Below are 26,554 nucleotides of genomic sequence, written 5' to 3'. Positions count from 1 at the left end.
CCGACGATTCTACTCTATATAAACAGAAATTACTTGCCGTCCCCAGACCCCGGTGTTTGCGCTGCATTCATCAGCGAGTCAAGTTGCAGTAGCTGCTCGAGCGAGAGTGCCGACAGGTTGACGTTCGCAGTCGCTGACACTGATTGCAATGGCCCGCCGTCGCGGCCCGTCAGCTCGGTACGAGCGGCTGCATCGAGGCCTAGCAGTCTCGCCCTGCGCTCCATCGTTTTCAGGTAAGTGGTTGCGGCAGCAGTGTCGCCAGTCAGCGCGAGCGTTCGGAACGTCTGCGTCAACTCGTCGAGACGCAGCAGCTCTAGCTCGCGAACCTCGTCGGCCGCCTCGCGTACAACGGCACGATAGTCGGTTAGCGCACCGTCTACCAGCTGCCACGCCGCCTCTTTGGAGATTGCGAGTCGGTCGCCAATAGCCTGAAACGACATGCCCGTTTTTCGCAGCTCGAGCGCCTGCAGCCGTCGGTCAGTGCTGACGGCGGCCCGTTTAGAGCGAGGAGAAGCGGGTTTTTTCGTTACCATTTTTAAGACGTTTTCAGGTCATAGATGCGCACAACGGTGCGGCCGGCGCCGCGTTTTGCGGGCAGCTGTGTAACCGCCGGTGCCGATGGCATGTTTTTGGGGTTGTCGTCACGGATAAGCCCTAGGCCGTCCGGATTGCGGTCGCTCGCGCAGACGAGGCAATCGAGCAGGGGTTTGAGCCCGCCGTAAACATTATCCCAGTCGAGCAGGCCCGCGCTGTGGCGCTCGATTTCCATGTCCGATAGTTCGAGCGGCACAGCGGGCAACACGCCGCCAAGCTGCTCAAGCACCCACGCCCGCCACTGCTCGCGGAGTTTTTTGTAGACGCGGTAGTGCAGTTGTTTTATTACGTTGTTGCTCGGCGTGGCGTCTGGCAGTGTCAGCGTGAAAACGAGTGTGCGGGTCATGTTAGTGCCCCGCCGATTTTGCGAGCAGGAATAGGACCGCTGCAACGGTCGGAGCACCTAGCCACGCTACAAGCCGGATAACGCCCTGCGCGCGCAGGCGGTCGCCCTCGACTGTACGCAGACGGGTTTCGTGGTCGCTGAGTGTGCGCTCAAGCGCTGTCGCGATGCGCTCAATGTTGGCGTTCGTCGCGTGCAGCTCAGCGCGCAGCTGAGCTAATTCGATGGCAGTTTTGTCAGTAGTTTGTGAAGTCATTTACAGGCGTCTAGCAGCGTTTCCAGTTGTCGTGAGTACGAGCGCCAGTCGACGACACTCGATGCGTAGGCCCGCGCGACTGCATCGGGCTGTGACGCGTCTAGTGACGAGAGTCTCGAAACGGGGCGTGCTGGCCGTTTGTCGATGGCGGCGGCTGGGCATGGCTGTGGCACTGGTAGCATGCGTGGCGGCTGCGTAGCGCAGCCTGAAAGGCATGCCATGGCCATGTACGTGAGGAGGATGGGGGCGGCAATAGTGGCGCGCATATCAGTCGTCCGACTCGAGTCCGGGGCCTTCAGTCACCAGCCACTGAATCACCGAGGGGCAGTCTCGCGGTATCGGCAGCGCTTTTATAACGCTCACACGCTGACGTGCGTCCGCCGCCAACGACTGCGCTGCTACAACAGCTCCCCTGGCTGACTGCTCGCGGCGTGCCGCGTCGGTGCGGAGTGCCTCTGTCGCCGACTCGTACTGGTGAATCGCGTCCAGCCGCGCGGCGGATGTCACACGCTCGCTCTCGAGACGCAGCTGCTGCACTACGAACGCGAGCACGACAATCGCTGACAGCGCCAGCGCACGATAATTAACCCCCATTACGCACCTCCGGCGGCGCCATCGCCATCGCCATCGCCATCGCCATCGCCGGCACCACTACCACCGTCGTGCTCCACACTGCGCACACTGCGCACACGCAGGAATGCAATCAACGTGCTGACGACAACTGATAGCCCGACCATCGGCCAGCCGGTTAGCATCGTCGAGATTGCTGGCAACTGGTCGCGCAGCGACTCTGCGATTGCGAGCAGAATTGGGACGGCGCCGGCGGTGAGGACCGTGGCGGAACGGCGGGCGGCGGCGAACTTGGCGCGGACGGTATGGGAGCGGGAGCGGGCAGAGGTTTTCATACCTCGTGTAGCGAGTGCCGCAGCTCGATGGCTGCGGCTTTGTCCTTCGCCACACTCAGCCAAGTTCACATGGCCGCTGGCGTCGGGCACTCAATGCGGTAAAAGTCGCCCTTACCGCGTACGCCCGGCCGCTTGGTCCACGCCGCTCCGGCGGCCTCGCTTTTACAGCACCACACCCTCGCCAGCCCAGGCTCCACATGCTGCACGAGCAGCAGCGCGTCGTAGTCCCTGCCGTCCACGCGCCACACTGGTACCGCGAATGAATTTCCCGGGCGGACGTCTGCGGTTTTGACGTCAAAACGCACGCCGGCGACAGTGCGGTCTGGGCGTGCGTCGGTGGCGTCGGTGAGAACGGCGGCTACGTCAATTCCAAGCAGCTCCTCTATGGCCCCCTCACCGACACGGCCCAGTTCGTCAACGGTCAGTGCGTGGCCGGGGGTGTTCTGGTCGCCGGCATGCCAGCGGGCGCCGCGCATGGCGGCGTTTGCAGCGGCGCGTGCACGGCCCTCATCGCAGTAACGGTCGAAATTTGAGGCGGACGTTGAGACGTCGCAGATATAGCGCGGGGTGGACGATTTTGATGCGTCGAGAACCATCAACTCGAACAGGTCGCGGTCCACTGTGGACGCGGGCGAAAACGTTGGCATTTTCTTGCTCTTTTACAGCCGCATTTATGTCATCGCGCCCAGCCCGTGGCGCTCACTCATCCATCACGTGAATCTCCAGTTATCCTCAAGCGCCGCTGTCGGTGGCCGCGGCTCGCCAAAAATTGGGGTGTTACGCCAGCTCTAGTTCCTGCTGTGCAGCTGCGAGTCGCAGTACGTCGATAGTCCCTCCAACCAGCAGAGTCTCGATTAGCCGATTCCCGCGTTCGCTCGCCGGCCGATACGCGCTGTGTTTTGCGCTGCGGCGAAATATTTGACGACAAATTTCGTTCTGCTCGTACGTTAGCGAGTCGCAGATTCTGTACAGCCAAAACGTGTCGCAGCATGCGTCTGTCCACGCGGTGTAGCGGTCGTCACGGTCGCTGCACTGTAGCTGGCCGGCCGGGCGTTCGTATCGCCATGGATTTGCCTCGATTAGAGCGTCTACCTGGCGTGCGAGACGGGCCATCAGGTCACAGGCGGCGGGCGAGGCTGTTATCAGCTCTAAAAATGCAGCGTTACGTGCGCCGCCGCGCAGGGTTCTGTAGTCGGCCGAGGTGTGTGTGGTGGTGGTGTTCATGTTCGTGGTCTCCGTGGTTGTTACGCCAGTTCCAGCTCTTGCTGTGCAGCTGCCAGTGCGAGTACGTCGATAGTCCCAGCGATTAGCAGCGTACGCAGCAGCTCAATACCGCTCTCGCTCGCCGCACGCGGCGCACTGATAACAGCACTGTCCAGCGGCGCTAGAATTTCGTCGCACAGCAACTCCTGTTCGACGGTCAGGCGTCCATCTGCTACGAGCTGGTAGTGGCAGCAGAGCGTTGACATCATTGCGTCCGCCCAGTATCCAGTCTGGCCTCGCCACGGGTTGGCTGCAATCACGTCCGCAGCCTGTTTTGTGAGTCGGGACATCAATTCGGTGGCGGCTGGCGAGGCTGCGATTAGGGCGAGAAATGCCTCGCGGCGTGCGTCACCTGTGAGCTGGGTGTAGTCGGTCGTTGTGGTGGTGCTGGTGTTCATGTTAGTGGTCTCCGGCGTTGTTGTTGTTTTAGTCATTTTTTTGATGCAAGCGCTGTCGGCAGAAACGAGTTGTAATACGCCTCGCGGTGTGCGCGGTTGGCCAATCGCTCCGCCTCTTTTTTCGCACGGTACTCGTTGAACGGGGAGTCGATTCGACGCACAGTCCGGCCGTCTGGCTCGACAGTCAGCTCGTCGCCAGTCCGGAGGACATGCAGACCACTACGCTGTGCTGCAATTGCTCGCACAGCCATTTTTACGCCGGTCTTGCTGCGCGCGCGGTACAGTGCAGGACTGCGGCTGTCGTACGCGGTGACGACGCTTCCGGGTGAGGCGGTAGTCACCCGGACGTAGTCCGGGCCATCGTCTTGAGCGAGCAGGTACAGCAAATCCGCTAATTCGCACTCGTACCGAGGTACGTCCGTACCGACCGAGACGAATGAGGCGCAGATGTTGAAATTTTTACGCAGCATGGCAGGCTGCTTTGTAGCGGGACGTGCGAATTTCTCGAGTCCGTTGTAGCTGATTTCTGAGGGGGCTGCGGTGGTGGTGTTGTAGTTCATGTGACTCTCCGAGTTGGTAGTTGCGAGCTGCGTTTTGCTGCTCGTACTATGTATAGTCACGACGTACCCCCAATTCGGGGGTATCGAGGGTATCGACACCCCTAATTAAGTCATTCTTAAGAATATTTTTTATACGCCCAGACGCCCGCCACCGAGCACCGGCCGCAGACGTGAAAAACCCCGCCTGCGCGGGGTTTGGCGGGGTTTGTAATCAGTTTTTAGTGGCTGTTGACGACTCGTGCAGCTGTAATTGCAGTGCTACCCGCGCCGGCGAGAGCGGCGTAGCTGGCGGGTGGTGGATAAATTGCGCTCGCTCGAGAACAAACTCGCCGAAATTCGCTGGCGGCGGAACCGGCGGGACGTTAATGTACAACCGGTCGGGCAGCAGCATGGCTGCTAGGTGCCAGTGCAATAGTAGCTGCGGAAGCGCCGGCGCGATTTTGTACGTGTGCGCGTACTCTAGCTGACCGTAAGCGGAGTGCATCGTCGCCAGCAGCGCAGCGAGTACTGGGTCCTCGCCGGCGAACGCACTAAAATCGGCCAGGTCCTCGTTTTCCATGGGCAGCACCAGGCTGTGCGTCCGCGGTGTACTAGTCTCGACGTCTGCAAGCTCGAGAACCTCAACCCCCGCCACCACCAGCGCTGCCGCCACGGTAATCGGGTGCGTAGTTGCGAGCAAGCGCGCGCCGTCGATTGTGACGTCAAAACAGATTGACCCGCTGCCTGCCTTGAACCATTTGATTTTTGCCTGTCGCATGTTTTCCTGTGTAGTTGACCTGTGAACTACGTGTAGTGCATGCGTTTATATGAAGTTGGGCGCAATTTTAAATGCTGGCCAGGTTATCCTCATGCATGAGGGCTATCGGGAGTGAACCTGGCTGAATGTGAAGACGTGTAAAAAATGCCCGCAGGGCAAAGTGCGGGCAATGGCAATCAGACGCGGTTCGCGAGCGTCGTCATTATTTTGTTATCCGTGAGCCAGCGCCTCAACTGGACCAGCTCACCCGTCTCGAACATCTGCAGCGCGGGCAGCAGCTCAGGTGTAACGCGCTCAAATTCAGCGCGTATATCGGCCTGTTTTTCGCGCAGGTCCCGCGCCCACGTCCGGCGGTCGGCTTTCTCAACCTTAATCGCGAACGCATAAAATGCATCGTATAAACGGCGCACCACGCCCAGTTCGCCAAAACTGCGCGGCAGCTGTTCAAATCCGCAATAGTTGGCCATCTGCTCAATAATCTCGCGCACCTCTGGCGGCGGGTCGTATTTCGTTGTGCGTTTCGGCAGGTCTAGCAGTCTGCGCATCCACAAACCTAGTACTGCCGAATTTATATGCTGCGTGCCTGTTTTAGGGGTTTCCAAATGTTCCTGCCTACTAAGTTCCATCGCTACTACTACGCCCATTTTGTGTCCTTTTATGCCAACAAATCCGGCCGCGAGGGCCGGAATAACTATTAATTCTAGCTGACAGAGCCGTTTCCTGCCAGCAATCGAAGATGCTGCTTATATAACTGCTGCCCAAGGTGAATCGGTAACTGCGTGTACTGCAACGCCGGTGCTGATTCCAGCGCGGTGCACCAGTCCATACATGTTCAGTGTTGCTGGCACAGTTTCCTATGAGGTTAGTCCACGAATTTTCTGATATTTTCGAGGGTGTCCCAGCCGCCCTGACCAATGTCGTCAATTTCCTGTATTGCCTCAGCTCCACTCTCTCTTACTGCGGCTATGGCAGCTGCAGTCGCTGGCTCGTAGCGCAAATCGTCAGGCCCGTACTGGCGGAGGATACTGTCATGGCCATTTGCGGAATCGCGCATACTCGCCCGCGCATCGGCACGTGCGGATGCATACGTCTTGCCGCAGCCCCAAATTACACCGCTGCTCACGCAAAAAACGATGAACCCGGCGGCCACGAATTTATAGTCGTCGTTTACGTAGGTGGTTTCGTAAAGATGCATGTGATTGGTCCTAGTAGTAGTTGTCGTCAGCGAGATTGCTGACAGACCGTATAGTCAGGGTGTTTATATAAAGGCCTACGATTCGTGTGGGTATTACTGGCCGGCGGTGGGGCCAAGCGGAGTTACCCTGGCTGAATGTGCAGAGGTTCGGCGGTTGTCGCGAGGGAGGGCTGGATTGATGGCTGATGTGAAAATTGCCCGCAGGGTGAGCTGCGGGCAATCTGTTATTGGAGCTGACTGCGCTCGAGACGCGACGTGTAGTACGACAGCTCTAGCCGCCCACGAATGTCAGGCGCCATAACGGTCAAATTGTCGAGTGAGAGTCTACGTTCTACAATTTCAGCGTATATCGCTCGCAGTACGTCTGCGCTCGCAGCGACTAGGGGGTCTTCGACTAGCGCGACTACGCCGGCGTGATGGGTGAATGTCCCTACAACGTAGCGGCCGGGATTTTCTACGCACTTAAACTGTGGGAACCGGTACTCAAGCTCAAAGATTTTAGCGTCGGTGGTGATGTTCTGCAGCATGGCGATACTCCGTGTTTTTGCAGCAGCATCAGTGCCACCGCTCCCTCGTATAGCTCACGTGCTTATATAGATTTGGCTGCAAATTTATACGCCACCCCGCCATCGAGGGTTAGCCGTCCATCGTGCACCTGCAGCTGCAGACACTCCGACATTCAGCCAGGTTCACTGCGAGGTAGTTGTGCTGCCGACGAGTTGACGTGTGCCGCCGATGGTCGCTGGATTGGAGGCAAAGAAAAATGCCCTCAACTGGAGGGCACTTGATTGGGAGCCGTTACACATTAAACCAGGGCTGCATCCACTCCTCCGCATACTGCGCGGGAGTATCGCGCACTGCAGCTGCAATACGCCCGCGCAGTGCACGATTTGCAGAAAAATGCTGCGGTTCGAGTTGTTCTGCGAGGTGGAGTAGCGAGTACTCGCCAAACTGCTCCGTGCTCGTACCAGCCAGCAGCGACTGGACGGCCACGTTTTTCAGTTGCGGCGACCACGGCTCGTTTAGCTGCGCAGCTAGATAGAGCACCGGCGAATCGTCGTACTCCGCTGAATAGCACTGGTCAATTCTCAGGCTGTCGCCGTAGCAGTCAGTGAGCTGGCAGCCGGTCTCCTCTACAAGCTGTACGTAGCCGAGGATAAATCGCTGTTTTGCAGTCAGCTCAGCATTGTTGGTGTTCATTGTGGTGTTATTGGTCATTGCTAGTCTCCGTGCCGGCAGCGAGATTGCTGTCAGTACGTTGTCTAGCAATGATGTTTATATGGATTGGTAGCAGATTTATGCCTTGCAGTCACTTCGCAGACTTGCTGGCAGATGCTGGGACTGATGCCGCCGGGTGGGCGTTAGCAGGCGCCGATGGTGCTGTAGGTGCGGCAGGCGCTGCTGCCGCCGGCGGGGCTCGGTGCACCATTGTGTCAATCAAGGTCCAAATTAGCACTGCCAGGGTCGCAGCAGCTAGGCCCGTTGTCCAACCAAATTTCAGCTTTGACCAACGCTTCGCCAGTATTTCGTCAACATGGTCATGGGCTTCACGCCATTGCAGGTAGTAGTCGGTGTTCGCCGTAAATGGCCTGACGATACCTTCGTGCTCAGTCCGTGGATAGTATCGCAGGATGGACGCCTTCAGCTCTCTCAGTTCCTTGGTAGGCGCGGTGAGTACGTCTGGGTGAAATGCGTATACCAGCAGTTCGTCTCGCTGGGTATTGGTATTGTTGTATTCGAACTTTTTCAGCATGCCGGTGCGCTTAAGATTGATAACACGAACAGCATAACTGACAGCAATGATATGTACAAATTTGCAAGCAGCCAACGGCTGGCGTTAAGCGGCTAATGTGTTAAGGCAGACGGGCTTTGCTGCTGTTTATATAGAATCAGGGCCCAAGCGGCTATTGACGTGTACTGTACCGTCGCCACACCTCAAAATCACGGGGTGAAAAAGGTCAGTTTCACTCTGCTGCGTTTAAGCTGGCGGTGTGAAAAGGCATAGATTATGTGGGGAAAGTGTGGGGTGAGGGGGTAAGTCGAAAGTGCTTGCGCCAAGAAAATACCAGTAAAATCAATGACTTAGCATGACATAAAACAGGTATTTGGCTCAGACCCATATTGTTTTAAGTCTCCAGTGTCTACCAATTTCACCATCGGAGCGACGGAGCCCGTGATTATGCCACGAACCCGGCATAACTGCCATACCGGCAACTATCCAATCCAATAACATGGCATCATTGCCAACATCTACGTCACAAGGATAGCCATGACCGTTCTGCGCCGACTGCTCTTCGCATCGCTGTTGATGATGCTCCACTGCTTCGCAACCGCCGCCGACACCCTGCCCAGCCCACAAGCCCCTGCGCCCGCCGCCGTACCCACGCAAGCCAAACTGGTATTCGCCAACCGCACCATCTTCGTGTTCCGCTCCGTGCTGACCGGCTATCCGCCGGAGGAACGGGCCGATGGCGCGCGCAAACGGCTGGAGGCGACGCTGGCCCGCAACGGTCCGCAGTTGCCCGGCACCCGGACAATCGCCGAAGGCACGCAGGTGATGCTGGACGGCGCGCTGCTGTTCCTGGTCACGCCCGCCGACATCAATCCGCTGGCCGGCGACACCACCGACAGCGTCGCCGCCGAAAGCGCGGCGATACTCGGCAAGGCCCTGCTGGAGCGCCGCGAACAAGCCAGCCCGCGCTACCTGCTGATCGCGGCGGCCCTTTGCGCGGCTGCCACGCTGGCATACGGCCTGATACTGCATGGCCTGCGGCTGATGCACCGCTGGGTGGGCAAGCGCTCGACCCAGGCCATCAGCCGCCGCCTCGGCCAGGTGCGCCTCAAGAACGTGCGCGTCCTCGACGCCGAACACTACGTGGCCTTCATGCGTCAGCTGGTGAACCTGCTGATCTGGGGCCTGCGCCTGATGGCGACCTATCTGTGGCTGGCCTTCGTGATGGGCAAAATCCCCTACTCGCGCAGCTGGGGCGAACGTCTGCAGGACTACCTGATCGACATCATCGCCGGCATCGCGCAAGGCGTCATCGATGCGCTGCCTGGCCTGGTGCTGGTGGCCGTCATCGCCGCCATCGCGCGGCTGGTGATGCTGACCGCCGGCTCGGTGTTCCAGCGCGTGGAAAGCGGCGAGCTGCAGATAGCCTGGCTCGATCGCGACACCGCCATGCCCACGCGCCGCATCTTCAATGTCGTGATCTGGCTGTTCGCGCTAGCGATGGCCTACCCTTACCTGCCCGGCGCGCATACGGCCGCCTTCCAGGGCGTGTCGGTGCTGGTGGGGTTGATGGTGTCGATCGGCGCGTCGAGCATCGTCGGCCAGGGCGCCAGCGGTTTGATCCTGATGTACGCGCGCTCGCTGCGCAAAGGCGAGTATGTGCGCATCGGCGAGTCGGAAGGCACGGTGGTCGAATTGGGCATGTTCGAAACGCGGCTGCGCACCGGCCTCGGTGAGGAGATCACCATGCCCAACGCATGGGTGCTGTCCAACACCACCAAGAACTATTCGCGCGCGCATGCGGGCACCGGCTTTGTGCTCGACACCACCGTCACCATCGGCTACGACACGCCATGGCGCCAGGTGCATGCGATGCTGGAGCTGGCGGCCGCCAGGACGGAGGACATCGCCGCCACGCCCAAGCCCTACGTGATGCAGATCGGGCTGTCGGACTTCTACGTGGAGTACCGCCTGGTGGCCTATGCCACCGTGGAGACGCCGCGCCGCCGCGCAGAGGTGTTGAATCAGCTGCACCAGTACATCGTCGATGTGTTCAACGAGTTCGGTGTGCAGATCACGTCACCGCATTTCACGCAGGAGCCGGCCACGCCACACGTGATCCCGAAAGAGAACTGGCATCCGGCGCCGGCGGTGCGGGAGCAGCAGTAAGCTTTAAGCCGGCGGCTTGCGGTCGCGCGCCACCGGCGGCAAGCGGTGCTTGAGCATGCCGACTTTCTGAGCGCGGTAGATGCCGGCGTGGCCGGAGAACAGATAAGCCACCACGCACGCCAACGCGGCGTAAGGCCCGATCTCCGGCCCGAATAATTCGATCGCCATGATGGTGGATGCCAGCGGCGTGTTGGCCGCCCCCGCGAACACGGCGACGAAGCCCAGCCCCGCCAGCATGGCGAACGGCAGGTGCAGCAGCGGCGCCAGCGCGTTGCCCAGCGTCGCGCCGATGTAGAACAGCGGCGTGACCTCCCCGCCTTTGAAGCCGCTGCCCAGCGAGCCAACCGTGAACAGGAACTTGCCGATGAAATCCGTCGGCGCCAGCGGCTGCTGGAACGCTTCGATAATCACAGGGATGCCAAGACCGATGTAGCGCGTGCCGATTACCCACACCGCCACCGCCACCAGCGCGCCGCCGATCAGGGGACGCAGCGGCGCATATGCCACATGGCGCTTCATAAAGGCCGATGCGGCGTGTGTGGACTTCGCGAACAGCATGCCGGTCAGTCCGAACACGATGCCGGCGGCCAGCACGGCGGCCATGCTCCAGAAGCCGATCGCCACCACGCCGCTGATCGCATAATGGGTGTGATGCACGCCCCAGGCCATGCCCACCTGGTCGGCGGCGATGGCCGCCACCATGCAGGGGAAGATGGCGTCGTAGCGCAGGCGGCCGATGGCCAGCACTTCCAGTCCGAAGATGGCGCCGGCCAGCGGTGTGCCGAACACCGAGGCGAAACCGGCGCTGATGCCGGCCATGAGCAGGATGCGGCGTTCGGCGTGGCGCATGCGGAACACGTGGGTGAGCTGGTCGGCCAGGGTGCCGCCCATCTGCACGGCCGTGCCTTCGCGGCCGACCGAGGCGCCGAACAGGTGCGAGATCACGGTGCCGATCAATACCAGCGGCGCCATGCGCAGCGGGACGACTTTCTTGGGGTCGTGGATTTCGTCGATCAGCAGGTTGTTGCCGGCTTCGACGCTGCTGCCCAGTTTCAGGTACACCCAGCCGACCACGAAGCCGGCCAGCGGCAGCAGCCAGATGATCCAGCGGTGGGCTTCGCGCCAGCCGGTGGCGCGGTCGAGCGCGAACAGGAAGAAGGCCGAGGCCGTGCCGCTCAGCAGTGCGATCAGGCCTGCGATGAAGGTCCATTTGCCGATGTACGGCAACAAGGCGATTTGTTCGGGATAGCGGCGTGATTTCATCGGACTTGCATACTAGCAAATTCGCCGGAGGACGGCAATCAGGCCGCCGGGATTGAACTAGTTTAGCCGAAGCCGGTCTAACATCTCATCGGCTGGAAGGATGGCGCCAAAAGTGGAGACCGATGTCATATTAAGCAGGCTGGATAGGCAGGCAAGCCAGATCGCAAGTCTGCGGGAAGATATGGACCGGCAATTTCAGCTGACGAATCAGCGCTTCACGCAGGTCGACGCACGCTTCGATCAGATCGAACGAGGCCTGGACCAGCAAGACGAGGTGCTGAAAGAGCTGCGAACAGAACTCCGCTACGTCACCCGTTGGCTCTTCGGTGCCCAATGCACCATCATGATATTCCTGCTGGGGCTGGCGGCTAAGGTCATCTTTGTGCCGTGAGCGTCACCTCAGGCCAGCCGCACCAGCGGGTTGGCGATGATATTGTCGATCTGGCGGATCGCCTCGTCGCAGGCGGCGGCGATCGCCTCGTCCTCGGTGTCGCGCACGAACTGCATGGTGGCACCTTCGAACACCTCCACCCCGCCCACGCTGGCGCGCTCGATGTCGCAGCTGGCGGACCAGCGGCGGTCGGTGGTCTGCAGCGCGGTCGGCACGATATCCCAGCCCTTGTAGTGAATCTTGTCCATGATGCTCTCCTCGATAAGTCAGCAGCCTATCACGAAGGCTCCGGCGCGCCGCGCACGGATGCGCTGCGCGCCGGCCTGATCAGTCGTCGCTGTCCTGGTGCGCGGTGCGGCCGATCGGCTGCTCCATGTTCGCCAGGAACCAGCTCAGCGACGTCATCACCGCGACATGGCGCTTCAGTTCCAGCGGGTTGACCTTGTCCAGCGTATCGGCCGGCGTGTGATGGTAATTGAAGTAGGCCGACGAATCGACCATCGGCTCGAACACCGGCACGCCCGCGCGCTCCATCGGACCGGTATCGGTCGGGCCGGTGATATCGCGGCGTTCGAACTGGCCCGCGCCGATCGGCGCCAGCGCCTCCTTCAACGGCGCGAAGTACTTCACCATCGGCGGCGTCACGCTGCCGATGAAGCCAAACGGACGGCCACCGCCGCTGTCCGATTCGATGGCGGCGAAGTGTTTATCCAGCTTGTCCTTGTTCGCCTCGAAGTAGGTCTTGCCGCCGTGGGTGCCGTTTTCCTCGTTCATCCACGCGATCATGCGGATGGTGCGGCGCGGATGCAGGTCCAGCTTTTTCAGCGTCTCGATCACGCCCATCGCGCCGGCCACGCCGGTGCCGTCGTCGTTGGCGCCGGTGGCCAGGTCCCACGAGTCGAGGTGGCCGGAGACCACCACCACTTCATCGGCCTTGTCGGTACCAGGCCAGTCGGCGATGACGTTGAAGCTGTCGGCTTCCGGCAGCATTTGCGGGGTCAAGGTCAGGTGCATCTTGACCGGGCCGCGCGCCAGTAGGCGATCCAGCAGCAGCACGTCCTCGGTGGTGATGGCGGCGGCCGGGATACGCGCGCCATCAACCAGGCCGGTCACGCCGGTGTGCGGGATGCGGAAGTTGGCGCCGCCGACCGAGCGCACCAGCGCCGCCGCCGCGCCCATCTCCGCCGCCATCTTCGGACCGATATAGCGGAAGCCCGCGCCAGGACCGTAGGCCGCGCCGGCGTGGCCGCGATCGGCCAGTTCCTGGTCGAAGGCCACGTCCACCAGCACGATGCTGCCTTTCACCTGGGCCGCCTTGGCTTTCAGCTCCGCCAGGCTGCGCACCACCAGCACCGGCGCGGTCAGGCCGGCGGCGGGCGTGGCGCCCGAACCGCCCAGCGCAGTCAGCACGATCTTCTGGGTGATGCCGGCCGGACGGCCGTTGTAGTCGACCAGTTCCGCCGTCTCCACGCCGCGCACCCAATGCGGCACCTTGACCGGCTGCAGCGTGACCTTGGCGCCCAGCTTGCGCATGGCGGCCGCCACCTGCTCCACCGCCGCCGCCGCGCCGGGAGAACCGGACAGGCGCGGGCCAACCAGATCGGTCAGGTCGGCCAGGCGCTCGTAGGCCCAGTCATCCTTCATCGCGCTATCGCGGATCTGGGTCAGCGTGGCCGGATCGTTGGCCGGGGCGGCAATGGCGCCGGCGCTCAACAAGGCGCTGGCAAGGACGGTCAGGGACAACGGGGACTTGAACATGGATTTCATGCGTTTCCTATCGATGGGGAGTAAATAGCAAAGAACGATCTAAACGATAACCCATCATGGAGTTCTTGTCATCAATGTTGATTTGTTATGGCGCTTGCACTACCATGAACCTTCACCTCCGACGAAAGCGCCGCCTATGCTCAAGGGTTCACTCTGCACCGTGCGCCACCTGCTGACCACCGATTTGAACACCTTCATCGCGCTGGTCAACGACCTGCCCTCGCGCGGCGACTACTTCTCCAGCCATTTCAAGTCGCCGGAGACGATGCGAAAGGAGTTCATGCAGAACGGTTTCGTTTCGGACGACAGCGAGCTGTTTGTGATCGAGGACGGCCTGCACCACATCGTCGGCGTGATCACCCACTTCAAAAGCCGCACGCCGGTCACGCGCGAAATCGGCTACCGCCTGTTCGACAGCAAGCTGTCCGGGCACGGCTACGTGACTGAGGCGTGCCGCATGCTGGTCGATTACCTGTTCAAGGTCCACCAGTTCCACCGGCTGGAACTGCTGTCGGCGCCGGAAAACGTGGCCTCCATCCGCGTCGCGCAAAAATGCGGCTTCAGCGCCGAAGGGACGCTGCGCCAGAGCTTTTTTATCAACGGGCGGTATCAGGATGTACAGGTTTTCAGCCTGCTGCGGCCCGAATGGGAGGCGCTCCGGGGCTAGGTGGGGGCCGGCGTCAATTGTTACAAGCCATTACCGGATCGGCCGGTTTGTAAGCATGTGTATAAGACGTGGCGTATTTTTTCGCGGGCTTTATAGTGGAGTCACTGGCCGACGTATCATTCCGATCCGGGCCACCGCAAGGGGAAATACCATGTTGAACAAAAAATTTATGGGTGTAGCGTTACTGGCCGCAGCAGCAGTATCGTCGTCGGCCTACGCAGGCGACCGTGATTTCAACACGGTAGCCGGTGCGGTGGTCGGTGCGGCCATCGGCCACAACGCCGGTGGACGCGATGGCGCCATCGTCGGCGGCCTGGTTGGCGCGGCGGTCGGCAACAGCATCAGCACCAATGACCGCTACTACGGCCGCGGCGACCGCTACGTCGAGACCCGTGTGTACACCCAGCCCGCTCCGGTGTACTACGAACCGGCACCGGTGTATTACGCTCCGCCGCCACGCTACTACGCTCCGCCTCCACGCGTGGTGTATGTGGAACCGGCCCGCCCTTACTACCGCGAATATCGCGAAGAGCGCTGGGAACACCACCATCGTCACTACGATCGCTGGGAACGTTAAGCGTCCCACGCCCAAAGCCCCGCAAGGGGCTTTTTTTTCGTCTTCCCTCCGCTAGCCCTGCGTAACGGCGCGGGCCGAGGGGAAATCATGACGACAGCAGACGCAATCATCGCTTTGGAACTGGGCCACTACCGGCTGCGCGAGCAGATCGGAGGATCCGCCTACGGCATCATCTGGCGCGCCAGCGGGCCGCCGGCCACGCGCGACGTCGCCCTCAAACTGATCAACCGCGAGCAGATGGCGCGCGCCCTGCCCGCCCAGCGCGAGCGCTGGATCGCCAGCGCAAACAATGAAATCGGCTTCCTGCAGTCGCTGGAGCCGTGGGACGAGCGCCACATCGTGCGCCTGCTCGACAGCGGCTGGCACGAGGGCCTGCCGGTGCTGGCGCTGGAGCTGATGGCCACGGACCTGGGCAAACACATGATCGCGCTGAAGGGACGCGGCCAGGCGCTTGCGCTGCCGCGCATCCTGCATTGGATCGCCCAGATCAACCAGGCGCTGGCTAAGGTGCATCAATACGGCTGGCGTTACCTGGACCTGAAACCGGCCAACGTGCTGCTGGACCGGGACCTGACCACCGTCAAGCTGGCCGATTTCGGCACCAACCGCCTGTTGGGCAGCCTTCAAGTTCACTCGTATGCCGGCACCGCCAACTGGCAGGCGCCGGAACAGTTCTTCCCCGCCGACGGCGGCGGCTACGCCACCGGCCAGCGCAGCGACTATTTTTCGCTGGGTGCCATGTTCTACTTCCTCGTCACAGGCGGGCTGCCGCTGCGCTTTTGCAGCGACTGCGGGCAGGCCTATCGCGAGCATCACACAGCGGGCGCCGATCTGCTGCGGCGCATGCACGGTGGCGCGATTCCGGCGGCGCTGCATGTGGAGGAGGAGGCGCGCTTCGCCGCCGAGATTCCGGCGCCGGCCCGCGATGCCGCGCTTGAGCTGCTGCGCGCGCTGCTGCATCTGGATCCGGCGCAGCGTCCGCGCCACGCGATCCAGATCAGCCGCATGCTGCACGCGATCGAGGGCGTCAAGCCGGCTCGCGGTGTTCTCGACGCCGCCGATCCAGTCCACGGCATGAACCGGCCGACAGCCAATAACAGCTGGCGCACCATCCAGGGGGCATGATGGCGATCTCTCTGCGTCTTACGTCTTCCACGAAGCCGGCTGCGCGCCGACGCGCGTTCGACCGGCCTCGCCTCGGCGACATTCTCGCGGCCATTGCCCGCGCCGCAGCGGCCAATTGCGCCGTCGCCGCCACATTGGCCTTGCTGGCCGCGTTGTGCGGCTTGCAGGCGCAGGCCCTGTTGCGCGCTCCGGCGGCCTGGCTGCCGGCCACCATCACCGTCAAGCTGGCGCCGGGTGAAGCCGTCGCGCTGGGGCGGCACGAATTGGCGGCGCCGCAGGCCGATCGCGATCACCTGTCCCTGCGCCGCGATGCGCAGGATGGCTGGACGGTTCGTAACCTGAGCGCGACCCGGCAAGTGGTCCTGTTGCGCGACGGCGGCGATCAACGATTGGGCAGCACGCCGCTGGCAGGCGGCCAACGCTTCCAGATCGACGGCGCACTGTTCGATGTGCGCGCAGCCGATTCCGGCAGCATCGCCTTCGCGCGAGACGGCCATGAATGGCGCTACGACGGCGCGGTGCTGTATCGCGATGGCCATCAGCAGGCCAACTGCCCCGAATCGCATCTGGCGTCCAAGGTACTGTCGTTGTGGAACCGCGCCATGCCTGGAGTGCTGACGATATCGCGTCCACTGTCCTTCGGCGGCAATCTGCATTGCGACAATCGGCTCGGCCTGGCGCAGGTGACACCCGGCGCGGCGCTCATCGCACGCGGCAACGGCGGCCTGCAGCTCACGGCCGGCAATCCGGACGGCGACCGTGCGGCTGTATTGGTGCACGGCGCTGGTTCGCAGATCGACTTGCGCAAACAGGAGGCGTCGCTGGCCGGCGTAAAGGCGATTGTGGTCGGCCATACGCGCTTCCAGCTGGAGACGGATGGCGGCCAGCTCACGCTGCACCCGAACCGCCACGTCAGCCTGTTCAGCGCACCGGACCTGAAACTGCCCGAGCACGTGAGCTGGCAATGGCAGCAGCGCGCGCTGTGGAGCGGTGGACAGTCCGGCGCCATCTGGGCCGGCATCGCGATAAGCCTCGCATGCATGGCGGTGGCCCTCGCGCTGACGGCGCGCCAGCCACGCAGCGCCGGCCGGTCCCGTGGCGCCGGAGGTAACCTCGGCGGCGATGGCCGCGTCGCCAGCCGCACTGGCCGCGTAAGCGCCGCAGCCGGCAAAAGCAGCGTTGGCCGCGTAGGCGGCATGAGCGGCGCTGGTGACTTGAGCAGCGCTGGCGACTTGAGCGGCGCTGACGGCGCTGGCCGCGCTGCGCGCGTCGGCGGCTTTGGGGACGTGAGCATGGTGCTGGCAGCCGGCGGTGTACTGGTTTGCGGCGTCGTCGCATTGATATCGCAGCGGGCGGGCTATGCGCCAAGCGCCGCGTGTTCGATGGCGTTGGCCGCCTGCGCGCTGGTGCTGTGGCTCGCGCTGCCCGGCCGCCTCACGCTGATGACCGCCGCCGGCGTGGTGCTGCTGGCCGCCGGCCTGCTGTCGCAATTGGAGCTGGGCCTGGGCGCCCCCGAATCCTCCTGGCTGCGCTATTACCAAAAAAGCGCCGCCATGCTGGCTATAGGCGCCGGCCTTGGCGGCCTGCTGCGCCTGTGGGCACAACACCAGGCCGCGCGCGGCGCCCACCTCCAGCAACGCAGTATCGAATGGCTGCTCGCGCTGTTCGCCGCCGTGGCATTGGCCGCGCTGGCCGCGCAAGTACTGTGGGGCGACGAGCAAGGCGTCTTCGACCTGCAGCCGGTGGAACTGGCCAAGCTTGCCCTAACCGCCCTCACCGCCCACTGCCTGGCGCTGCGCTTCAATTGGCACGCCGGCCCGCACACGCTGTCCGAACATGGCGCCCGCTGGCTGCAACTGATCGCCCCCGCGCTGCTGTTCCTTGCCTTGCTGGGCCTATCGCTGGTGCAGGTCGACGACTTTTCACCGCTGATCCTGCTGCTCATCTGGAGCAGCATCATGGCCTTCGCCTACGCCCTCGCCGCGCGCAACCGCAAGCTTGCTAGCGCGCTGGTCGCGATGGCGCTGACGGCCGCCGGCGCCATCGTCTACCTGCGCTGCACCGGCACCGACGACCTGATACGCTGGGGCTTCTACGCCGACCGCTTCCTGGTCTGGCTCAATCCCGCTGAGCATCCACACACCGGCCAACAACTGCTGCTGGGCGCCCGCGCCATCGCCGACGGCGGCTGGCTGGGCGCCGACCACTGGCTCGGCCTGCGCTCGCTCGGCATGGCGGCCGGCGGCGCGGTGCAGATCCCCGCCGTGCAGGACGATTTCGCCGCCTCGTTCTTCCTCAATCGTCACGGCTTGATCGGCGGCCTGCTGCTATGGACCGTGCAAGCCGCCTTCCTGGCCGGTATCGCCCTCACCGCCGCACGCGCCTACCAGGCCGGCACCTCGGCGCGCGACTTCCGCCATGCCTGGTCCGGCCGCTTCCGCTACTTCGCATTGTGCGGCGGCGGCGCCTTCGTGCTGGGCCACTTCCTGCTATCGTGGGGAACCAACCTGGCCATCTTCCCCATCATGGGCCAGCCCATGAGCTTTCTCTCGGCCGGCGGCAGCCACCTGCTGTTTTTCCTCTGCCCCCTGCTAGCGTTTAGTGCCATCAGCGCGCAATCATCAGAAGGAGAATGAATCATGCCGATCTATGTACAACACCAAGTCCTGGGCCGCATTCCCGACGTCTTCAACGCCGAGGCGATCTGGCAGGCGCCCGGCCTGGCGCTGTTCTCGCGCCGCCCGCTGCTGCGCGACCTGCTGGAACGCAGCCCGCGTGAGCACAAGGGCCGCGCCGCCACGCGCTGCTTCTCGCACGTCACGCTGATGCTGCCGCAGGAAGAAGTCGACGACGACTACCACCTGACCCGGGGCGCCCGCGCGCGCGACCTGGCGCAGACGCTGACGGCGCTGCACCAGAAAGACTTCGGTGACCTGCTGGGCGGCGACCAGGTGCGCTACGACGTGATCGGCACGTCGTCGCTGGCGCCGGGCGAGATCGAAGTCAAGTTCGGGCACGCCGTGTACCTGCCGGCGCCGGACGAAAAAATCCTCTACAACGTCAGCGTCTCGCGCGACAGCGCGATCTGGCACCCGGTCTGCCCGATCTACCCCAACCAGCGCCTGGCGCTGATCGGCGGCGAAGGCGGCGAAGCGAGCTTCATCGCCAGCGGCTGGCCGTTCGGTCCCGACGGCGCCATCCTCGTCATCAACGACGGCCCGGATGCGCCACCCGTCGTGCAGATGCGCCCCAAGGACGCCTACGATTGCCGCTTCGATCCGCGCAGCGGCTACTACACCATCAAGTCCACCCGCGAAACGCCGGGCGGCAGCCCGCGCCTGATGCTCAAGATCGCGCGCACCGCGGCGGCACCGCGCCCGCAGGCAGTTGCAGCCGCCGACACCATCAGCATCGCTCCGGTCAACACCGGCAAGCCGGCGGTATGGCAAAGCCGCGCCCACAACGGCGCGGCGCCCGACATGACGGCCATCCCGGTCAGCCACAAGCCGGCCAACAACGCAGGCGAAAGCGACGCCACCTACGCGCCGGTATCGCAACAGCGCGTCAGCCTAGTGGCGCTGGCCATGCCGCGCCTGAGCCGTTACCGCGACACCGGCGCGCAGGCGATGGAACTGCCCTTCAACCGCGCACTGGCCTTGTCCAGCGACGGCAAGCCGGCCATCAGCTTCGTGGTCGACGCGTCCGACGAGCTGTATGCCTGCACCGCAGAAGGCCGCCAGCGCATCACGGCGCCGGCCACCTTCACGCCGGTCGACACGCAGGCCATCCGCGTGCTGGCTGCCGCGCCGCAGATGGATGACCGCTACCGCGCCCTGATCTGCCTCGCGCAGCCGGTCGGCGCCTCGGTGGCGAGCGGCGCGCGCTTCAGCTTCGGCCGCAACTCGCCGATGCTGGCGGCATTGCGCCTGCTCGATTCGCCGCGCTTTCTCAAACGTGCCGGCGGCGCCAACACCGCCAGCACCGACCGCATCGGCCTCTCGCGCGAAGCCTTCAGTTTCGAGGCGGCGGCGCAGGGCTACAAGATCGGCCGCCTGAGCGCCTCGCAGGCCCTGTATCACCTGGACGAGAAGATGGAATTCGTCGCCAGCATCGGCGATGCCGACACCGACGCGCCCTATCTTCTGCCGACCGGCCATCACCTGGTCGCGGGCCACTACGTGCTGCGCTTCGACGCCTGAGCGCACAGGGAGCCTGCATGGAAACGGCAAAACTCTACGCGGCGGGCGCCTACGCGGCGGGGCTGGTGATCACCCTGTTCCTGGCCGCCTACCTGACGCCGCGGCAGTGGTGGCGCCGTCCGAACGCGCGCGCGCTGCTCATCATGGTGGCCGGCGCATGGGGCTTCGGCAGCCTGATACTGTACGCCGCGCACGGCCGGCAGAGCGAGAACGACGCCGCCGGCGTCACGCCGGACCGCACCGCCGAAGCGCGCGCGATCACAGCGGCGGCCGCGGCACGGGAGGCTGCGGCCCGCGCATCCGCACTGGCATCGGCGCCACTGATCGCCGGACAGCCCTTCGCCGTCTACCGCGACCTGAACCTGCGCGTGGCGGCCGGCGTGCACGCGGCCCGCCTGGTCACCGTGCCGGCAGGCGCCACCGTCACGCCGACCGGCGCGCGCAACGGCGACTGGTGGCAGATCAGGGCCAGCGTGGCCGGCCACGAAAGCACCGGCTGGGTCAACAGCCTGTGGCTGCGCCGGAGCGGCGAATGACGCCAGCGGCCACGCCATCCCGCGCGAGCATATTTTCGGCTAAGCTGTGGCCTTTCATGTCCCGCGCCACGGCGCCCGCACCGATGACCCGAATCACCGACCCGCAGAACTTCGGCCCCCACCTCGACATCGCCGCCCGCAGCAGCGCCAGCATCAGCAAGCTGCAAGTGCCGGAGAACCAGGACAACCTGCTCATCATCGACGCCCACGGCCATGCCGTCTTCCTGCGCGACCAGACACCACACAGCATCACACTGCCCGACTGGCCGCGCGGCCATGTGCGCCTGGCCGTGTTGGACGGCATGGGCGGACATGGCAACGGCCGCGAGGCCGCCGAAGCCGTGGCCACCGGCCTGCTGCTGGTTCCGGCCTGCGCCACGCTGGAAGAACTGGGCGCCCGCCTCGACGCGCTGCACGCCCGCCTGCAGGATCAATTCCGCAGCGAGGGCGACGCCGACAACTTCCGCCGCCCCGGCACCACCTTGACGCTGCTCGAAATCCCGCCCGGCGCCGCGCCGATGCTGTACCACGTCGGCGATTCGCGGCTGTACGAAATCACCGCGCAAGCCGCACAGCCGCTCACGGTGGACCACGTGCCGGCCACCTCGTTCGCCATGCACGGGCTGCTGGGCGAACGCGAATGGTGGCAGCAGGTACACGGGGAACATCGCCCGCAGATCACGCAGGCCTACATCCTCGGCAACGCCTTCACCAATCCGCAGGTGCTGGACGACGGCCTGCTCGCGCTGAGCGCAGCCAACCTGCCGCCCTTCCTGACCGGCCTTGCCGACCGCCGCCTGCTGACCGTGCGCGCGGATGCTACCTATCTGCTAGCGACCGACGGCTTCTGGTCCTGCGGCCGGCCGCTGCACTGGATCGCGCGCTGGCCGGCGCTGCTGGTCCAACCGGGCCACTCGGCCGGCGCCGCGCTCGACGCGCTGTTCAACGACTACGCCGACCATCCGCCACCCGCGCTCCACATCGACAACCTGAGCGCCATCGTGCTGCGCTTCGCGCCGCCACCCGATCCCGCGCCCGGTGAAAACGTTGACGAAACGGCACTCCCGCACGCATCAATGCCGTCGCATTTTTGATAACTGATGGGCGGCGGTGTTGCGCCGCCGCCCCACGACGCGGCGTGGCTCAAAAATATGTCGTTTGATTGGCCGGCGAATTGCCAAACCAGGTGAAAACCGCATAAACTGACGGGTATCCCATCGGTCGGTTCACCATGAAAAAATGCAGTAATGCCCAGCACCCGCATTGCACCTACTGGGTCATGCCAGGAGCGCAAGCTTGCGAAGGCGGCCATGCCCAAGCAGAGCCCTCCAGCTATGACCTGCTGAGTGCCGTGCGTCGTAACCGTTCCGGCGCCCCCGGCACGGTGCTGGACGCCGCCCCTGCCGACACCACCGCCCACGCATCCAGCACCTACGCCCGTCCACTGCAACGCGCGCAATCGGAGCGCCCGCAGCTGCACATCAGCGGCTTCGACCCGCGCGCCGCCGGCGGCCGCCAGACCCTGAAGATGGAATTGCGCGGCATGCCGGACGCCTGCGCGCCGCAACTGACGCTGCAAGTGCAGTCCGACCTGATCCCCAACGGCGCGGCGCGCCAGCAGTTCGTGCGCGCCACCAGCGGCGAATGGCGGCCCGTGTTCGTCGAATTCTCCTCGCGCGGCAAGGAGCACGGCCAGTACCAGATCAGCATCGAGCTGCTGAGCCAACACGCGGCGCTGGCCTCGCGCAAATGGGTGTGCACCTTCGTGATTCTGGTGCCGCGCCTGGACGCGACGCTGACCGAAATCCATCGCATCTTCCTCAGCACGCACAAGAACGTGCGCGTGATGGCGGACGACGCCTCCATCGCCCGCGTCAGCGCGCAGGGCGGCGAGAGCCTCGATATCGATGTCACCGCGCGCAACGCCGGCATCGCCCACCTGGACCTGAACGCGCCGGCCGGCAAAGTCGACATGGGCTTCACGACCATCGCCTGGGACGAGGACCTGATCGAGATCGACATGCCGGTGGCCGCCGCCATGCATCCGCACCCGAGCCGCGCGGCCTGCCTGGTCAACGCCGCGCCGGAAGCCGGCGCCCAGCGCCAGATCCGTTTGTTCGCGATGGAAGAATGCGTGCTGGGACGCTTTGAACTGGTCGATCCCGAATCGGACGTGCTGCTGACCCACTACAGCGCCGACGGCCAGGACACCAATGGCCTCACGCGCCGCCTGTCGGGCCGCCACGCGGTGATACGTCGCTCCGGCCAGGGGTTTGAAATCGAGGACGTGTCGCGCTATGGCCTGCTGCTGGACGGCGTCTGGCCCGGCAAGCACAAGCCGACCGCGCTGCGACTGGGCATGCGCATCGAGCTAAGCGCCAGCATCAAGGGCATCGTGGTGCTGTCGGTGTCGGCCATCATGCCGCATGGCGTGATCCTGCACCGCATCGACCAGGGTGCCAACGCCGAGTGCTTCTACCTGCTGATGCCGGAGACGCATCCCGGCTATCCGCTCAAGTCCTTCGCAGCCGCGCCGCATGCGGCCGCGCTGCCGCTGCTGCTGCACCGCGACGGCGGCTTCTGGCACCTGGATCAGTTGACCGGCAAGGAAACCGCGCTGGCGCCGACCGTGCCGCTCGATAAACTGAGCCGCGTGCCGCGCCACAACCGTTTCGCCAGCGATCCGTATCCGGAGCACTGGATCATCCGCACCGGCGGCAACGACCTGCATAGCACCGTGGCGGCCAACGCCATGTCCACCGCCTGACGTCATTCCCGCGCAGGCGGGAATCCATACCTCGCATCCGTCACAGGCTCCGCATGGGTTCCCGCCTGCGCGGGAACGACCAGCTTACGCAGGCTTCTTCGCCGGCAGCGGAATGAACTCGGTTTCGCCCGGCACCTTGTCGAAACGCTGCGCTTCCCAATCCTCGCCCGCCTGCACGATGCGCTCCTTGCGCGACGAGACAAAGTTCCACGACATGAAGCGGTGGCCATCCAGCGGCTCGCCGCCGATCACCACGAAATGCGCATCCGCGCCGGCCTTGATCAACTGCGCGCTGGATGTATCCAGCAGCGCCATGTTGTGCAGCGCCAGCGCGGCGCCGTCGACACTCAACTCGCCGCTGATCGGATAGATCGCCGCTTCGGCCGGCAGGCCGCTCAGCGCCAGCTCGTGGCCTGCCTTCAGGGTCACGTCCAGGTACAGCGTCTGGCTGTAGGTCTTCACCGGCGAGGTCTGGCCGAACGCCGAACCGACCAGCACCCGCACGCGCGCGCCGTCCACGTCGAACTCGGGAATGTCGCCGGCCGGCGTGTGGCAGAAGCCCGGCTCGTCCTCTTCATGCGCGACCGGCAGCGCGGCCCACAGTTGCAGGCCGTGCGTGCGATGTGGCTTGCCGACCAAATCCTTGGGGGTGCGCTCGGAATGGACGATGCCACGGCCGGCCGTCATCCAATTGATCGCGCCGGGTTCGATACGCTGCACGCTGCCAATGCTGTCGCGGTGGTCGATCGCGCCTTCGAACAGATAGGTCACCGTGGCCAGGCCGATATGCGGATGCGGACGCACGTCATGGTCGGCGTCGAGCGGCACGTCGACCGGACCGAAATGGTCGAAGAAGATGAACGGTCCCACCGCCTGCTTGACGGAGGACGGCAGATAGCGGCGCACCACAAAGCCGCCGCCCAGGTCTTTCTCGTGGCCCTTGAGCAGATTCGAAATCGTCATGGTCTTATCCCAGCACGGTGGTGACTTCGGTGGTCACGGAAGTCATCAGTTTATGGATCGGGCATTTCTGCGCGGCGGCCAGCAGTTCCGCGCGCTGGGTCTCGGTCAGGTTGCCGGTCAGGTGCAGCGTGGCGGCCAGGCGGTACGTGCCCTGGCGCTCCTCGCTGGCGTCGCGCTCCATGCTCACTTCCACATGTTCGAGCGGGATGTTCTTGCGCTTGGCGTACCAGACGACCGTCAAGGCCTTGCAGGCGCTCAGCGCCGCGTCGTACAGGTCGTGCGGCGAAGGGCCAGCGTCGCTGCCGCCCTCCTCCACCGAGCCGTCGGTCGACAGGATATGGTTGCGCACATGGACGATGTGACGCATCGGCAGCGACTGGTCGCGCAGTACTTTGATAGTCATACGGTGGTCCTCGAAAACGGCATTAACAAAACCGTCACTCTACACCGTTTGACCGGGTTCCGCCTCTCCTAAACGGTCAGAGGCCGTTCAGCAGCACCATCGAAAAATCGGCGCCGCCCTGGCGCAGCTTTTTCAGCGGTGCGTGCGCCGGATCGTTGTACCAAGCCTGCGCGTGCTCCATTGACGGGAATTCGACGATGATCTGCGTTTCCGGCAGCATCGGCGAACCTTCGAGCACCACGGGCGCCACTTTCGCCAACGGCTTGCCGCCGTGCTTTTGTGCCAGTGCCGGCATGTGCGCGCTGTACTCGGCCACCCAATCCGAGTTGCGTAAAGTGAGATAGCCGATTGCGTATGCTGCCATGATGACCTCCTTGCTGTTGAATGAGGCTTCATTATTATTCGAAGCCATCACCGCATAAATGAGCTAGAATTTCGCAGACTCGTAACTATTACTTCCGAATCGAAATGAGCGATAAACTCCGCAGCATGCAGGTATTCGTGACCGCCGCCACGGCGCGCAGCTTTGCCGCCGCCGCGCAGGCGCTGGACATGTCCCCGGTCATGGTCGGCAAACATGTGCAGGCGCTGGAGCAGGAACTGGGCGCGCGCCTGATCGAGCGCACCACGCGCAAGCAGTCGCTGACCGAAATCGGCGCGGTCTACCTGGAGCGCTGCCGCGATGTGCTGGCCAGCGTGGAGGCAGCCGACCATGTGGCCGAGCACCTGCGCGCGGAGCCGCAAGGCAGCCTGCGCATCTCCGCGCCCTCCACCTACGGCGAGCACCGGCTGATGCCCGTCATCGGCGCCTACGCGGTGCTGCATCCGCAAGTGAAAATTGACCTGATGCTGACCAACCGAGTGGTCGACATGGCCGAGGAAGGCGTCGACATCGTGATCCGTTCCGGCACGCTGGCGGACAGCGGCTTGATCGCGCGTCCTTTGCGGCCGGGCCGCGTGCTGGTCTGCGCCAGCCCGGCCTATCTGAAGCGGCGCGGCACGCCGCGCCATCCGTCGGACCTGGAAAAGCATGACTGCCTGATGTTCTCGGACTGGCGTCCGCATGCGACGTGGCGCTTCCGCAAGGGCGAACAGGAAGTCGAGGTACAGGTGCGCAGCTCGTTCGTCAGCAATACGGGAATGTCGCTGGTGACGGCCGCGATCGCGGACATGGGCGTGGCGATGCAGGCGGATGTGCTGCTGGAGCCTGCGCTGGCGGAGGGAAAACTGGTGCGGCTGCTGCCGAAGTGGGAACTGCCGTCGCGGCCCATGCACATCTTGCGCCGGCCGGAAGCGCGCCCCAGCGCCAAGGTCCGCAGCTTCGTGGACTTTGCGCTGGAGCGGCTGGGATGATTACACGACTTTGCGAACGAATTCCGTTTTCAGGCTCATGGCGCCGAAGCCGTCGATCTTGCAGTCGATATCGTGGTCGCTGTCGACCAGGCGAATATTTTTGACCTTGGTGCCCACTTTGACGGTGCCGCCGCCGCCCTTCAATTTCAAATCCTTGATCACGGTCACAGTATCGCCGTCCTGCAGGATGTTACCGACGGAGTCGCGATAGACCTTGGCGCCTTCTTCCGCGGCTTCCGCAGCGGTGGCGCTCCACTCGTGGGCGCACTCCGGGCATACCAGCTGGGTGCCGTCTTCGTAGGTGAACTCGGAATTACATTTCGGGCATGGTGGCAAGCTGCTCATGGTACGGTCCTGGTGTTTTGAAGAAG

32 protein-coding genes are annotated in these 26,554 nt (G+C 63.7%); 12 read left to right on the top strand and 20 right to left on the bottom strand.

Going from position 1 to position 26,554, the window contains the following annotated elements; translation table 11 throughout:
• Positions 1-29 precede the first annotated feature (29 nt).
• The 13 genes from ACUJB0_RS19150 to ACUJB0_RS19090 form a co-directional block, all read right to left on the bottom strand.
• A complete protein-coding gene (locus ACUJB0_RS19150; RefSeq protein WP_444846594.1) occupies positions 30-533 on the bottom strand; it encodes a hypothetical protein in 504 nt (167 codons plus the stop codon).
• A gap of 2 nt (positions 534-535) precedes the next feature.
• On the bottom strand, positions 536-940 hold the full coding sequence (locus tag ACUJB0_RS19145) for a hypothetical protein (protein ID WP_444846593.1): 405 nt from the start codon (positions 938-940) through the stop codon (positions 536-538).
• Between the two features lies 1 nt (position 941).
• Positions 942-1,193, bottom strand: a complete 252-nt coding sequence (locus ACUJB0_RS19140; RefSeq protein WP_444846592.1) for a hypothetical protein — start codon at positions 1,191-1,193, stop codon at positions 942-944.
• Between the two features lie 267 nt (positions 1,194-1,460).
• The gene (locus ACUJB0_RS19135; protein ID WP_444846591.1) at positions 1,461-1,787 is read right to left on the bottom strand and encodes a hypothetical protein; all 327 of its coding nucleotides are present in this window, start codon (positions 1,785-1,787) and stop codon (positions 1,461-1,463) included.
• A complete protein-coding gene (locus ACUJB0_RS19130) occupies positions 1,787-2,098 on the bottom strand; it encodes a hypothetical protein (protein WP_444846590.1) in 312 nt (103 codons plus the stop codon). Before ACUJB0_RS19130 ends, ACUJB0_RS19135 begins: the two co-directional genes overlap by 1 nt.
• A 65-nt stretch (positions 2,099-2,163) precedes the next feature.
• Entirely contained in the window at positions 2,164-2,718 is a 555-nt protein-coding gene (locus ACUJB0_RS19125; RefSeq protein WP_444846589.1) for a hypothetical protein, read from the bottom strand.
• Positions 2,719-2,875: 157 nt separating this feature from the next.
• A complete protein-coding gene (locus ACUJB0_RS19120; protein ID WP_444846588.1) occupies positions 2,876-3,322 on the bottom strand; it encodes a hypothetical protein in 447 nt (148 codons plus the stop codon).
• Positions 3,323-3,342: 20 nt separating this feature from the next.
• Entirely contained in the window at positions 3,343-3,759 is a 417-nt protein-coding gene (locus ACUJB0_RS19115; protein ID WP_444846587.1) for a hypothetical protein, read from the bottom strand.
• A gap of 32 nt (positions 3,760-3,791) precedes the next feature.
• Positions 3,792-4,319 carry a hypothetical protein gene (locus tag ACUJB0_RS19110; protein WP_444846586.1) on the bottom strand — a complete coding sequence of 176 codons (528 nt, stop codon included), beginning with the start codon at positions 4,317-4,319 and terminating at the stop codon, positions 3,792-3,794.
• 211 nt (positions 4,320-4,530) lie between these two features.
• Positions 4,531-5,076 (bottom strand): hypothetical protein, encoded by a 546-nt coding sequence (locus ACUJB0_RS19105; protein WP_444846585.1) that lies wholly within the window; start codon positions 5,074-5,076, stop codon positions 4,531-4,533.
• A 176-nt stretch (positions 5,077-5,252) separates the two neighbouring features.
• Positions 5,253-5,720, bottom strand: coding sequence for a hypothetical protein (locus ACUJB0_RS19100; RefSeq protein ID WP_444846584.1), 468 nt, complete (start codon positions 5,718-5,720; stop codon positions 5,253-5,255).
• 218 nt (positions 5,721-5,938) lie between these two features.
• Complete coding sequence (locus ACUJB0_RS19095) at positions 5,939-6,271, bottom strand: hypothetical protein (protein WP_444846583.1); 333 nt, start codon at positions 6,269-6,271, stop codon at positions 5,939-5,941.
• 798 nt (positions 6,272-7,069) lie between these two features.
• Positions 7,070-7,489, bottom strand: coding sequence for a hypothetical protein (locus ACUJB0_RS19090; protein ID WP_444846582.1), 420 nt, complete (start codon positions 7,487-7,489; stop codon positions 7,070-7,072).
• A 322-nt stretch (positions 7,490-7,811) separates the two neighbouring features.
• On the opposite strand from ACUJB0_RS19090, the gene ACUJB0_RS19085 reads away from it, so the two are divergent.
• Positions 7,812-8,120, top strand: a complete 309-nt coding sequence (locus tag ACUJB0_RS19085) for a hypothetical protein (RefSeq protein WP_444846581.1) — start codon at positions 7,812-7,814, stop codon at positions 8,118-8,120.
• Positions 8,121-8,540: 420 nt separating this feature from the next.
• Positions 8,541-10,172 (top strand): mechanosensitive ion channel family protein, encoded by a 1,632-nt coding sequence (locus ACUJB0_RS19080; RefSeq protein ID WP_444846580.1) that lies wholly within the window; start codon positions 8,541-8,543, stop codon positions 10,170-10,172.
• A 3-nt stretch (positions 10,173-10,175) separates the two neighbouring features.
• On the opposite strand, the gene ACUJB0_RS19075 is transcribed toward ACUJB0_RS19080, so the two are convergent.
• Complete coding sequence (locus ACUJB0_RS19075) at positions 10,176-11,435, bottom strand: voltage-gated chloride channel family protein (RefSeq protein ID WP_444846579.1); 1,260 nt, start codon at positions 11,433-11,435, stop codon at positions 10,176-10,178.
• A 100-nt stretch (positions 11,436-11,535) separates the two neighbouring features.
• On the opposite strand from ACUJB0_RS19075, the gene ACUJB0_RS19070 reads away from it, so the two are divergent.
• The gene (locus ACUJB0_RS19070) at positions 11,536-11,826 is read left to right on the top strand and encodes a hypothetical protein (RefSeq protein ID WP_444846578.1); all 291 of its coding nucleotides are present in this window, start codon (positions 11,536-11,538) and stop codon (positions 11,824-11,826) included.
• An 8-nt stretch (positions 11,827-11,834) separates the two neighbouring features.
• On the opposite strand, the gene ACUJB0_RS19065 is transcribed toward ACUJB0_RS19070, so the two are convergent.
• Both ACUJB0_RS19065 and ACUJB0_RS19060 read right to left on the bottom strand, forming a co-directional pair.
• Positions 11,835-12,074 carry a hypothetical protein gene (locus ACUJB0_RS19065; protein WP_117010158.1) on the bottom strand — a complete coding sequence of 80 codons (240 nt, stop codon included), beginning with the start codon at positions 12,072-12,074 and terminating at the stop codon, positions 11,835-11,837.
• Between the two features lie 79 nt (positions 12,075-12,153).
• Positions 12,154-13,593: a M20/M25/M40 family metallo-hydrolase gene (locus ACUJB0_RS19060; protein WP_444846577.1), complete on the bottom strand. Its 1,440-nt coding sequence runs from the start codon at positions 13,591-13,593 to the stop codon at positions 12,154-12,156.
• Between the two features lie 136 nt (positions 13,594-13,729).
• On the opposite strand from ACUJB0_RS19060, the gene ACUJB0_RS19055 reads away from it, so the two are divergent.
• The 8 genes from ACUJB0_RS19055 (at position 13,730) to ACUJB0_RS19020 (ending at position 23,464) form a co-directional block, all read left to right on the top strand.
• Positions 13,730-14,260, top strand: coding sequence for a GNAT family N-acetyltransferase (locus tag ACUJB0_RS19055; RefSeq protein ID WP_117010156.1), 531 nt, complete (start codon positions 13,730-13,732; stop codon positions 14,258-14,260).
• Between the two features lie 169 nt (positions 14,261-14,429).
• The gene (locus tag ACUJB0_RS19050) at positions 14,430-14,837 is read left to right on the top strand and encodes a glycine zipper 2TM domain-containing protein (RefSeq protein WP_229213167.1); all 408 of its coding nucleotides are present in this window, start codon (positions 14,430-14,432) and stop codon (positions 14,835-14,837) included.
• Between the two features lie 87 nt (positions 14,838-14,924).
• A complete protein-coding gene (locus tag ACUJB0_RS19045; protein ID WP_444846576.1) occupies positions 14,925-15,962 on the top strand; it encodes a protein kinase domain-containing protein in 1,038 nt (345 codons plus the stop codon).
• Entirely contained in the window at positions 15,959-18,598 is a 2,640-nt protein-coding gene (locus tag ACUJB0_RS19040) for an FtsW/RodA/SpoVE family cell cycle protein (RefSeq protein WP_444846575.1), read from the top strand. The genes ACUJB0_RS19045 and ACUJB0_RS19040 overlap by 4 nt, the downstream gene beginning before the upstream one ends.
• Positions 18,599-18,601: 3 nt before the next feature.
• Positions 18,602-20,161, top strand: a complete 1,560-nt coding sequence (locus ACUJB0_RS19035; protein WP_444846574.1) for a hypothetical protein — start codon at positions 18,602-18,604, stop codon at positions 20,159-20,161.
• A 17-nt stretch (positions 20,162-20,178) separates the two neighbouring features.
• Positions 20,179-20,697, top strand: coding sequence for an SH3 domain-containing protein (locus ACUJB0_RS19030; RefSeq protein ID WP_444846573.1), 519 nt, complete (start codon positions 20,179-20,181; stop codon positions 20,695-20,697).
• 83 nt (positions 20,698-20,780) lie between these two features.
• Positions 20,781-21,791, top strand: a complete 1,011-nt coding sequence (locus ACUJB0_RS19025) for a PP2C family protein-serine/threonine phosphatase (RefSeq protein ID WP_444846572.1) — start codon at positions 20,781-20,783, stop codon at positions 21,789-21,791.
• Between the two features lie 137 nt (positions 21,792-21,928).
• On the top strand, positions 21,929-23,464 hold the full coding sequence (locus tag ACUJB0_RS19020) for an FHA domain-containing protein (RefSeq protein ID WP_444846571.1): 1,536 nt from the start codon (positions 21,929-21,931) through the stop codon (positions 23,462-23,464).
• Positions 23,465-23,548: 84 nt separating this feature from the next.
• Here the strand turns inward: ACUJB0_RS19020 and ACUJB0_RS19015 are convergent, their stop codons facing one another.
• The 3 genes from ACUJB0_RS19015 to ACUJB0_RS19005 all read right to left on the bottom strand — a co-directional run bounded on the left by ACUJB0_RS19015 (position 23,549) and on the right by ACUJB0_RS19005 (position 25,194).
• A complete protein-coding gene (locus ACUJB0_RS19015) occupies positions 23,549-24,427 on the bottom strand; it encodes a pirin family protein (protein ID WP_444846570.1) in 879 nt (292 codons plus the stop codon).
• 4 nt (positions 24,428-24,431) lie between these two features.
• Positions 24,432-24,830 carry an OsmC family protein gene (locus ACUJB0_RS19010; RefSeq protein ID WP_117010147.1) on the bottom strand — a complete coding sequence of 133 codons (399 nt, stop codon included), beginning with the start codon at positions 24,828-24,830 and terminating at the stop codon, positions 24,432-24,434.
• A 76-nt stretch (positions 24,831-24,906) separates the two neighbouring features.
• A complete protein-coding gene (locus tag ACUJB0_RS19005) occupies positions 24,907-25,194 on the bottom strand; it encodes a DUF1330 domain-containing protein (protein ID WP_444846569.1) in 288 nt (95 codons plus the stop codon).
• Positions 25,195-25,298: 104 nt separating this feature from the next.
• Here ACUJB0_RS19005 and ACUJB0_RS19000 point away from each other — a divergent pair, with 104 nt between their 5' ends.
• The gene (locus tag ACUJB0_RS19000) at positions 25,299-26,183 is read left to right on the top strand and encodes a LysR substrate-binding domain-containing protein (protein ID WP_444846568.1); all 885 of its coding nucleotides are present in this window, start codon (positions 25,299-25,301) and stop codon (positions 26,181-26,183) included.
• Here ACUJB0_RS19000 and ACUJB0_RS18995 read toward each other — a convergent pair whose 3' ends face one another.
• The gene (locus ACUJB0_RS18995; protein ID WP_444846567.1) at positions 26,184-26,528 is read right to left on the bottom strand and encodes a zinc ribbon domain-containing protein YjdM; all 345 of its coding nucleotides are present in this window, start codon (positions 26,526-26,528) and stop codon (positions 26,184-26,186) included.
• Positions 26,529-26,554: the final 26 nt, after the last annotated feature.

This window comes from Duganella caerulea, from assembly GCF_040362985.1.
Classification (GTDB): domain Bacteria; phylum Pseudomonadota; class Gammaproteobacteria; order Burkholderiales; family Burkholderiaceae_D; genus Rugamonas; species Rugamonas vulcania.
The sequence above is the reverse complement of the archived record's forward strand: the minus strand, read 5'-3'. Positions and strand labels throughout refer to the sequence as shown.

Bases quoted from the DNA above. Each gene is read 5' to 3' on its own strand.
- ACUJB0_RS19115 (WP_444846587.1), bottom strand. From the start codon at position 3,759: ATGAACACCAGCACCACCACAACGACCGACTACACCCAGCTCACAGGT.
- ACUJB0_RS19105 (WP_444846585.1), bottom strand. From the start codon at position 5,076: ATGCGACAGGCAAAAATCAAATGGTTCAAGGCAGGCAGCGGGTCAATC.
- ACUJB0_RS19095 (WP_444846583.1), bottom strand. From the start codon at position 6,271: ATGCATCTTTACGAAACCACCTACGTAAACGACGACTATAAATTCGTG.
- ACUJB0_RS19145 (WP_444846593.1), bottom strand. From the start codon at position 940: ATGACCCGCACACTCGTTTTCACGCTGACACTGCCAGACGCCACGCCG.
- ACUJB0_RS19050 (WP_229213167.1), top strand. From the start codon at position 14,430: ATGGGTGTAGCGTTACTGGCCGCAGCAGCAGTATCGTCGTCGGCCTAC.
- ACUJB0_RS19035 (WP_444846574.1), top strand. From the start codon at position 18,602: ATGCCGATCTATGTACAACACCAAGTCCTGGGCCGCATTCCCGACGTC.
- ACUJB0_RS19000 (WP_444846568.1), top strand. From the start codon at position 25,299: ATGAGCGATAAACTCCGCAGCATGCAGGTATTCGTGACCGCCGCCACG.
- ACUJB0_RS19045 (WP_444846576.1), top strand. From the start codon at position 14,925: ATGACGACAGCAGACGCAATCATCGCTTTGGAACTGGGCCACTACCGG.
- ACUJB0_RS19065 (WP_117010158.1), bottom strand. From the start codon at position 12,074: ATGGACAAGATTCACTACAAGGGCTGGGATATCGTGCCGACCGCGCTG.
- ACUJB0_RS18995 (WP_444846567.1), bottom strand. From the start codon at position 26,528: ATGAGCAGCTTGCCACCATGCCCGAAATGTAATTCCGAGTTCACCTAC.
- ACUJB0_RS19015 (WP_444846570.1), bottom strand. From the start codon at position 24,427: ATGACGATTTCGAATCTGCTCAAGGGCCACGAGAAAGACCTGGGCGGC.
- ACUJB0_RS19070 (WP_444846578.1), top strand. From the start codon at position 11,536: ATGGCGCCAAAAGTGGAGACCGATGTCATATTAAGCAGGCTGGATAGG.
- ACUJB0_RS19060 (WP_444846577.1), bottom strand. From the start codon at position 13,593: ATGAAATCCATGTTCAAGTCCCCGTTGTCCCTGACCGTCCTTGCCAGC.
- ACUJB0_RS19080 (WP_444846580.1), top strand. From the start codon at position 8,541: ATGACCGTTCTGCGCCGACTGCTCTTCGCATCGCTGTTGATGATGCTC.
- ACUJB0_RS19135 (WP_444846591.1), bottom strand. From the start codon at position 1,787: ATGGGGGTTAATTATCGTGCGCTGGCGCTGTCAGCGATTGTCGTGCTC.
- ACUJB0_RS19085 (WP_444846581.1), top strand. From the start codon at position 7,812: ATGGGCTTCACGCCATTGCAGGTAGTAGTCGGTGTTCGCCGTAAATGG.
- ACUJB0_RS19055 (WP_117010156.1), top strand. From the start codon at position 13,730: ATGCTCAAGGGTTCACTCTGCACCGTGCGCCACCTGCTGACCACCGAT.
- ACUJB0_RS19040 (WP_444846575.1), top strand. From the start codon at position 15,959: ATGATGGCGATCTCTCTGCGTCTTACGTCTTCCACGAAGCCGGCTGCG.
- ACUJB0_RS19020 (WP_444846571.1), top strand. From the start codon at position 21,929: ATGAAAAAATGCAGTAATGCCCAGCACCCGCATTGCACCTACTGGGTC.
- ACUJB0_RS19075 (WP_444846579.1), bottom strand. From the start codon at position 11,435: ATGAAATCACGCCGCTATCCCGAACAAATCGCCTTGTTGCCGTACATC.
- ACUJB0_RS19110 (WP_444846586.1), bottom strand. From the start codon at position 4,319: ATGAACTACAACACCACCACCGCAGCCCCCTCAGAAATCAGCTACAAC.
- ACUJB0_RS19100 (WP_444846584.1), bottom strand. From the start codon at position 5,720: ATGGGCGTAGTAGTAGCGATGGAACTTAGTAGGCAGGAACATTTGGAA.
- ACUJB0_RS19140 (WP_444846592.1), bottom strand. From the start codon at position 1,193: ATGACTTCACAAACTACTGACAAAACTGCCATCGAATTAGCTCAGCTG.
- ACUJB0_RS19130 (WP_444846590.1), bottom strand. From the start codon at position 2,098: ATGAAAACCTCTGCCCGCTCCCGCTCCCATACCGTCCGCGCCAAGTTC.
- ACUJB0_RS19120 (WP_444846588.1), bottom strand. From the start codon at position 3,322: ATGAACACCACCACCACACACACCTCGGCCGACTACAGAACCCTGCGC.
- ACUJB0_RS19005 (WP_444846569.1), bottom strand. From the start codon at position 25,194: ATGGCAGCATACGCAATCGGCTATCTCACTTTACGCAACTCGGATTGG.
- ACUJB0_RS19025 (WP_444846572.1), top strand. From the start codon at position 20,781: ATGACCCGAATCACCGACCCGCAGAACTTCGGCCCCCACCTCGACATC.
- ACUJB0_RS19150 (WP_444846594.1), bottom strand. From the start codon at position 533: ATGGTAACGAAAAAACCCGCTTCTCCTCGCTCTAAACGGGCCGCCGTC.
- ACUJB0_RS19030 (WP_444846573.1), top strand. From the start codon at position 20,179: ATGGAAACGGCAAAACTCTACGCGGCGGGCGCCTACGCGGCGGGGCTG.
- ACUJB0_RS19010 (WP_117010147.1), bottom strand. From the start codon at position 24,830: ATGACTATCAAAGTACTGCGCGACCAGTCGCTGCCGATGCGTCACATC.
- ACUJB0_RS19090 (WP_444846582.1), bottom strand. From the start codon at position 7,489: ATGACCAATAACACCACAATGAACACCAACAATGCTGAGCTGACTGCA.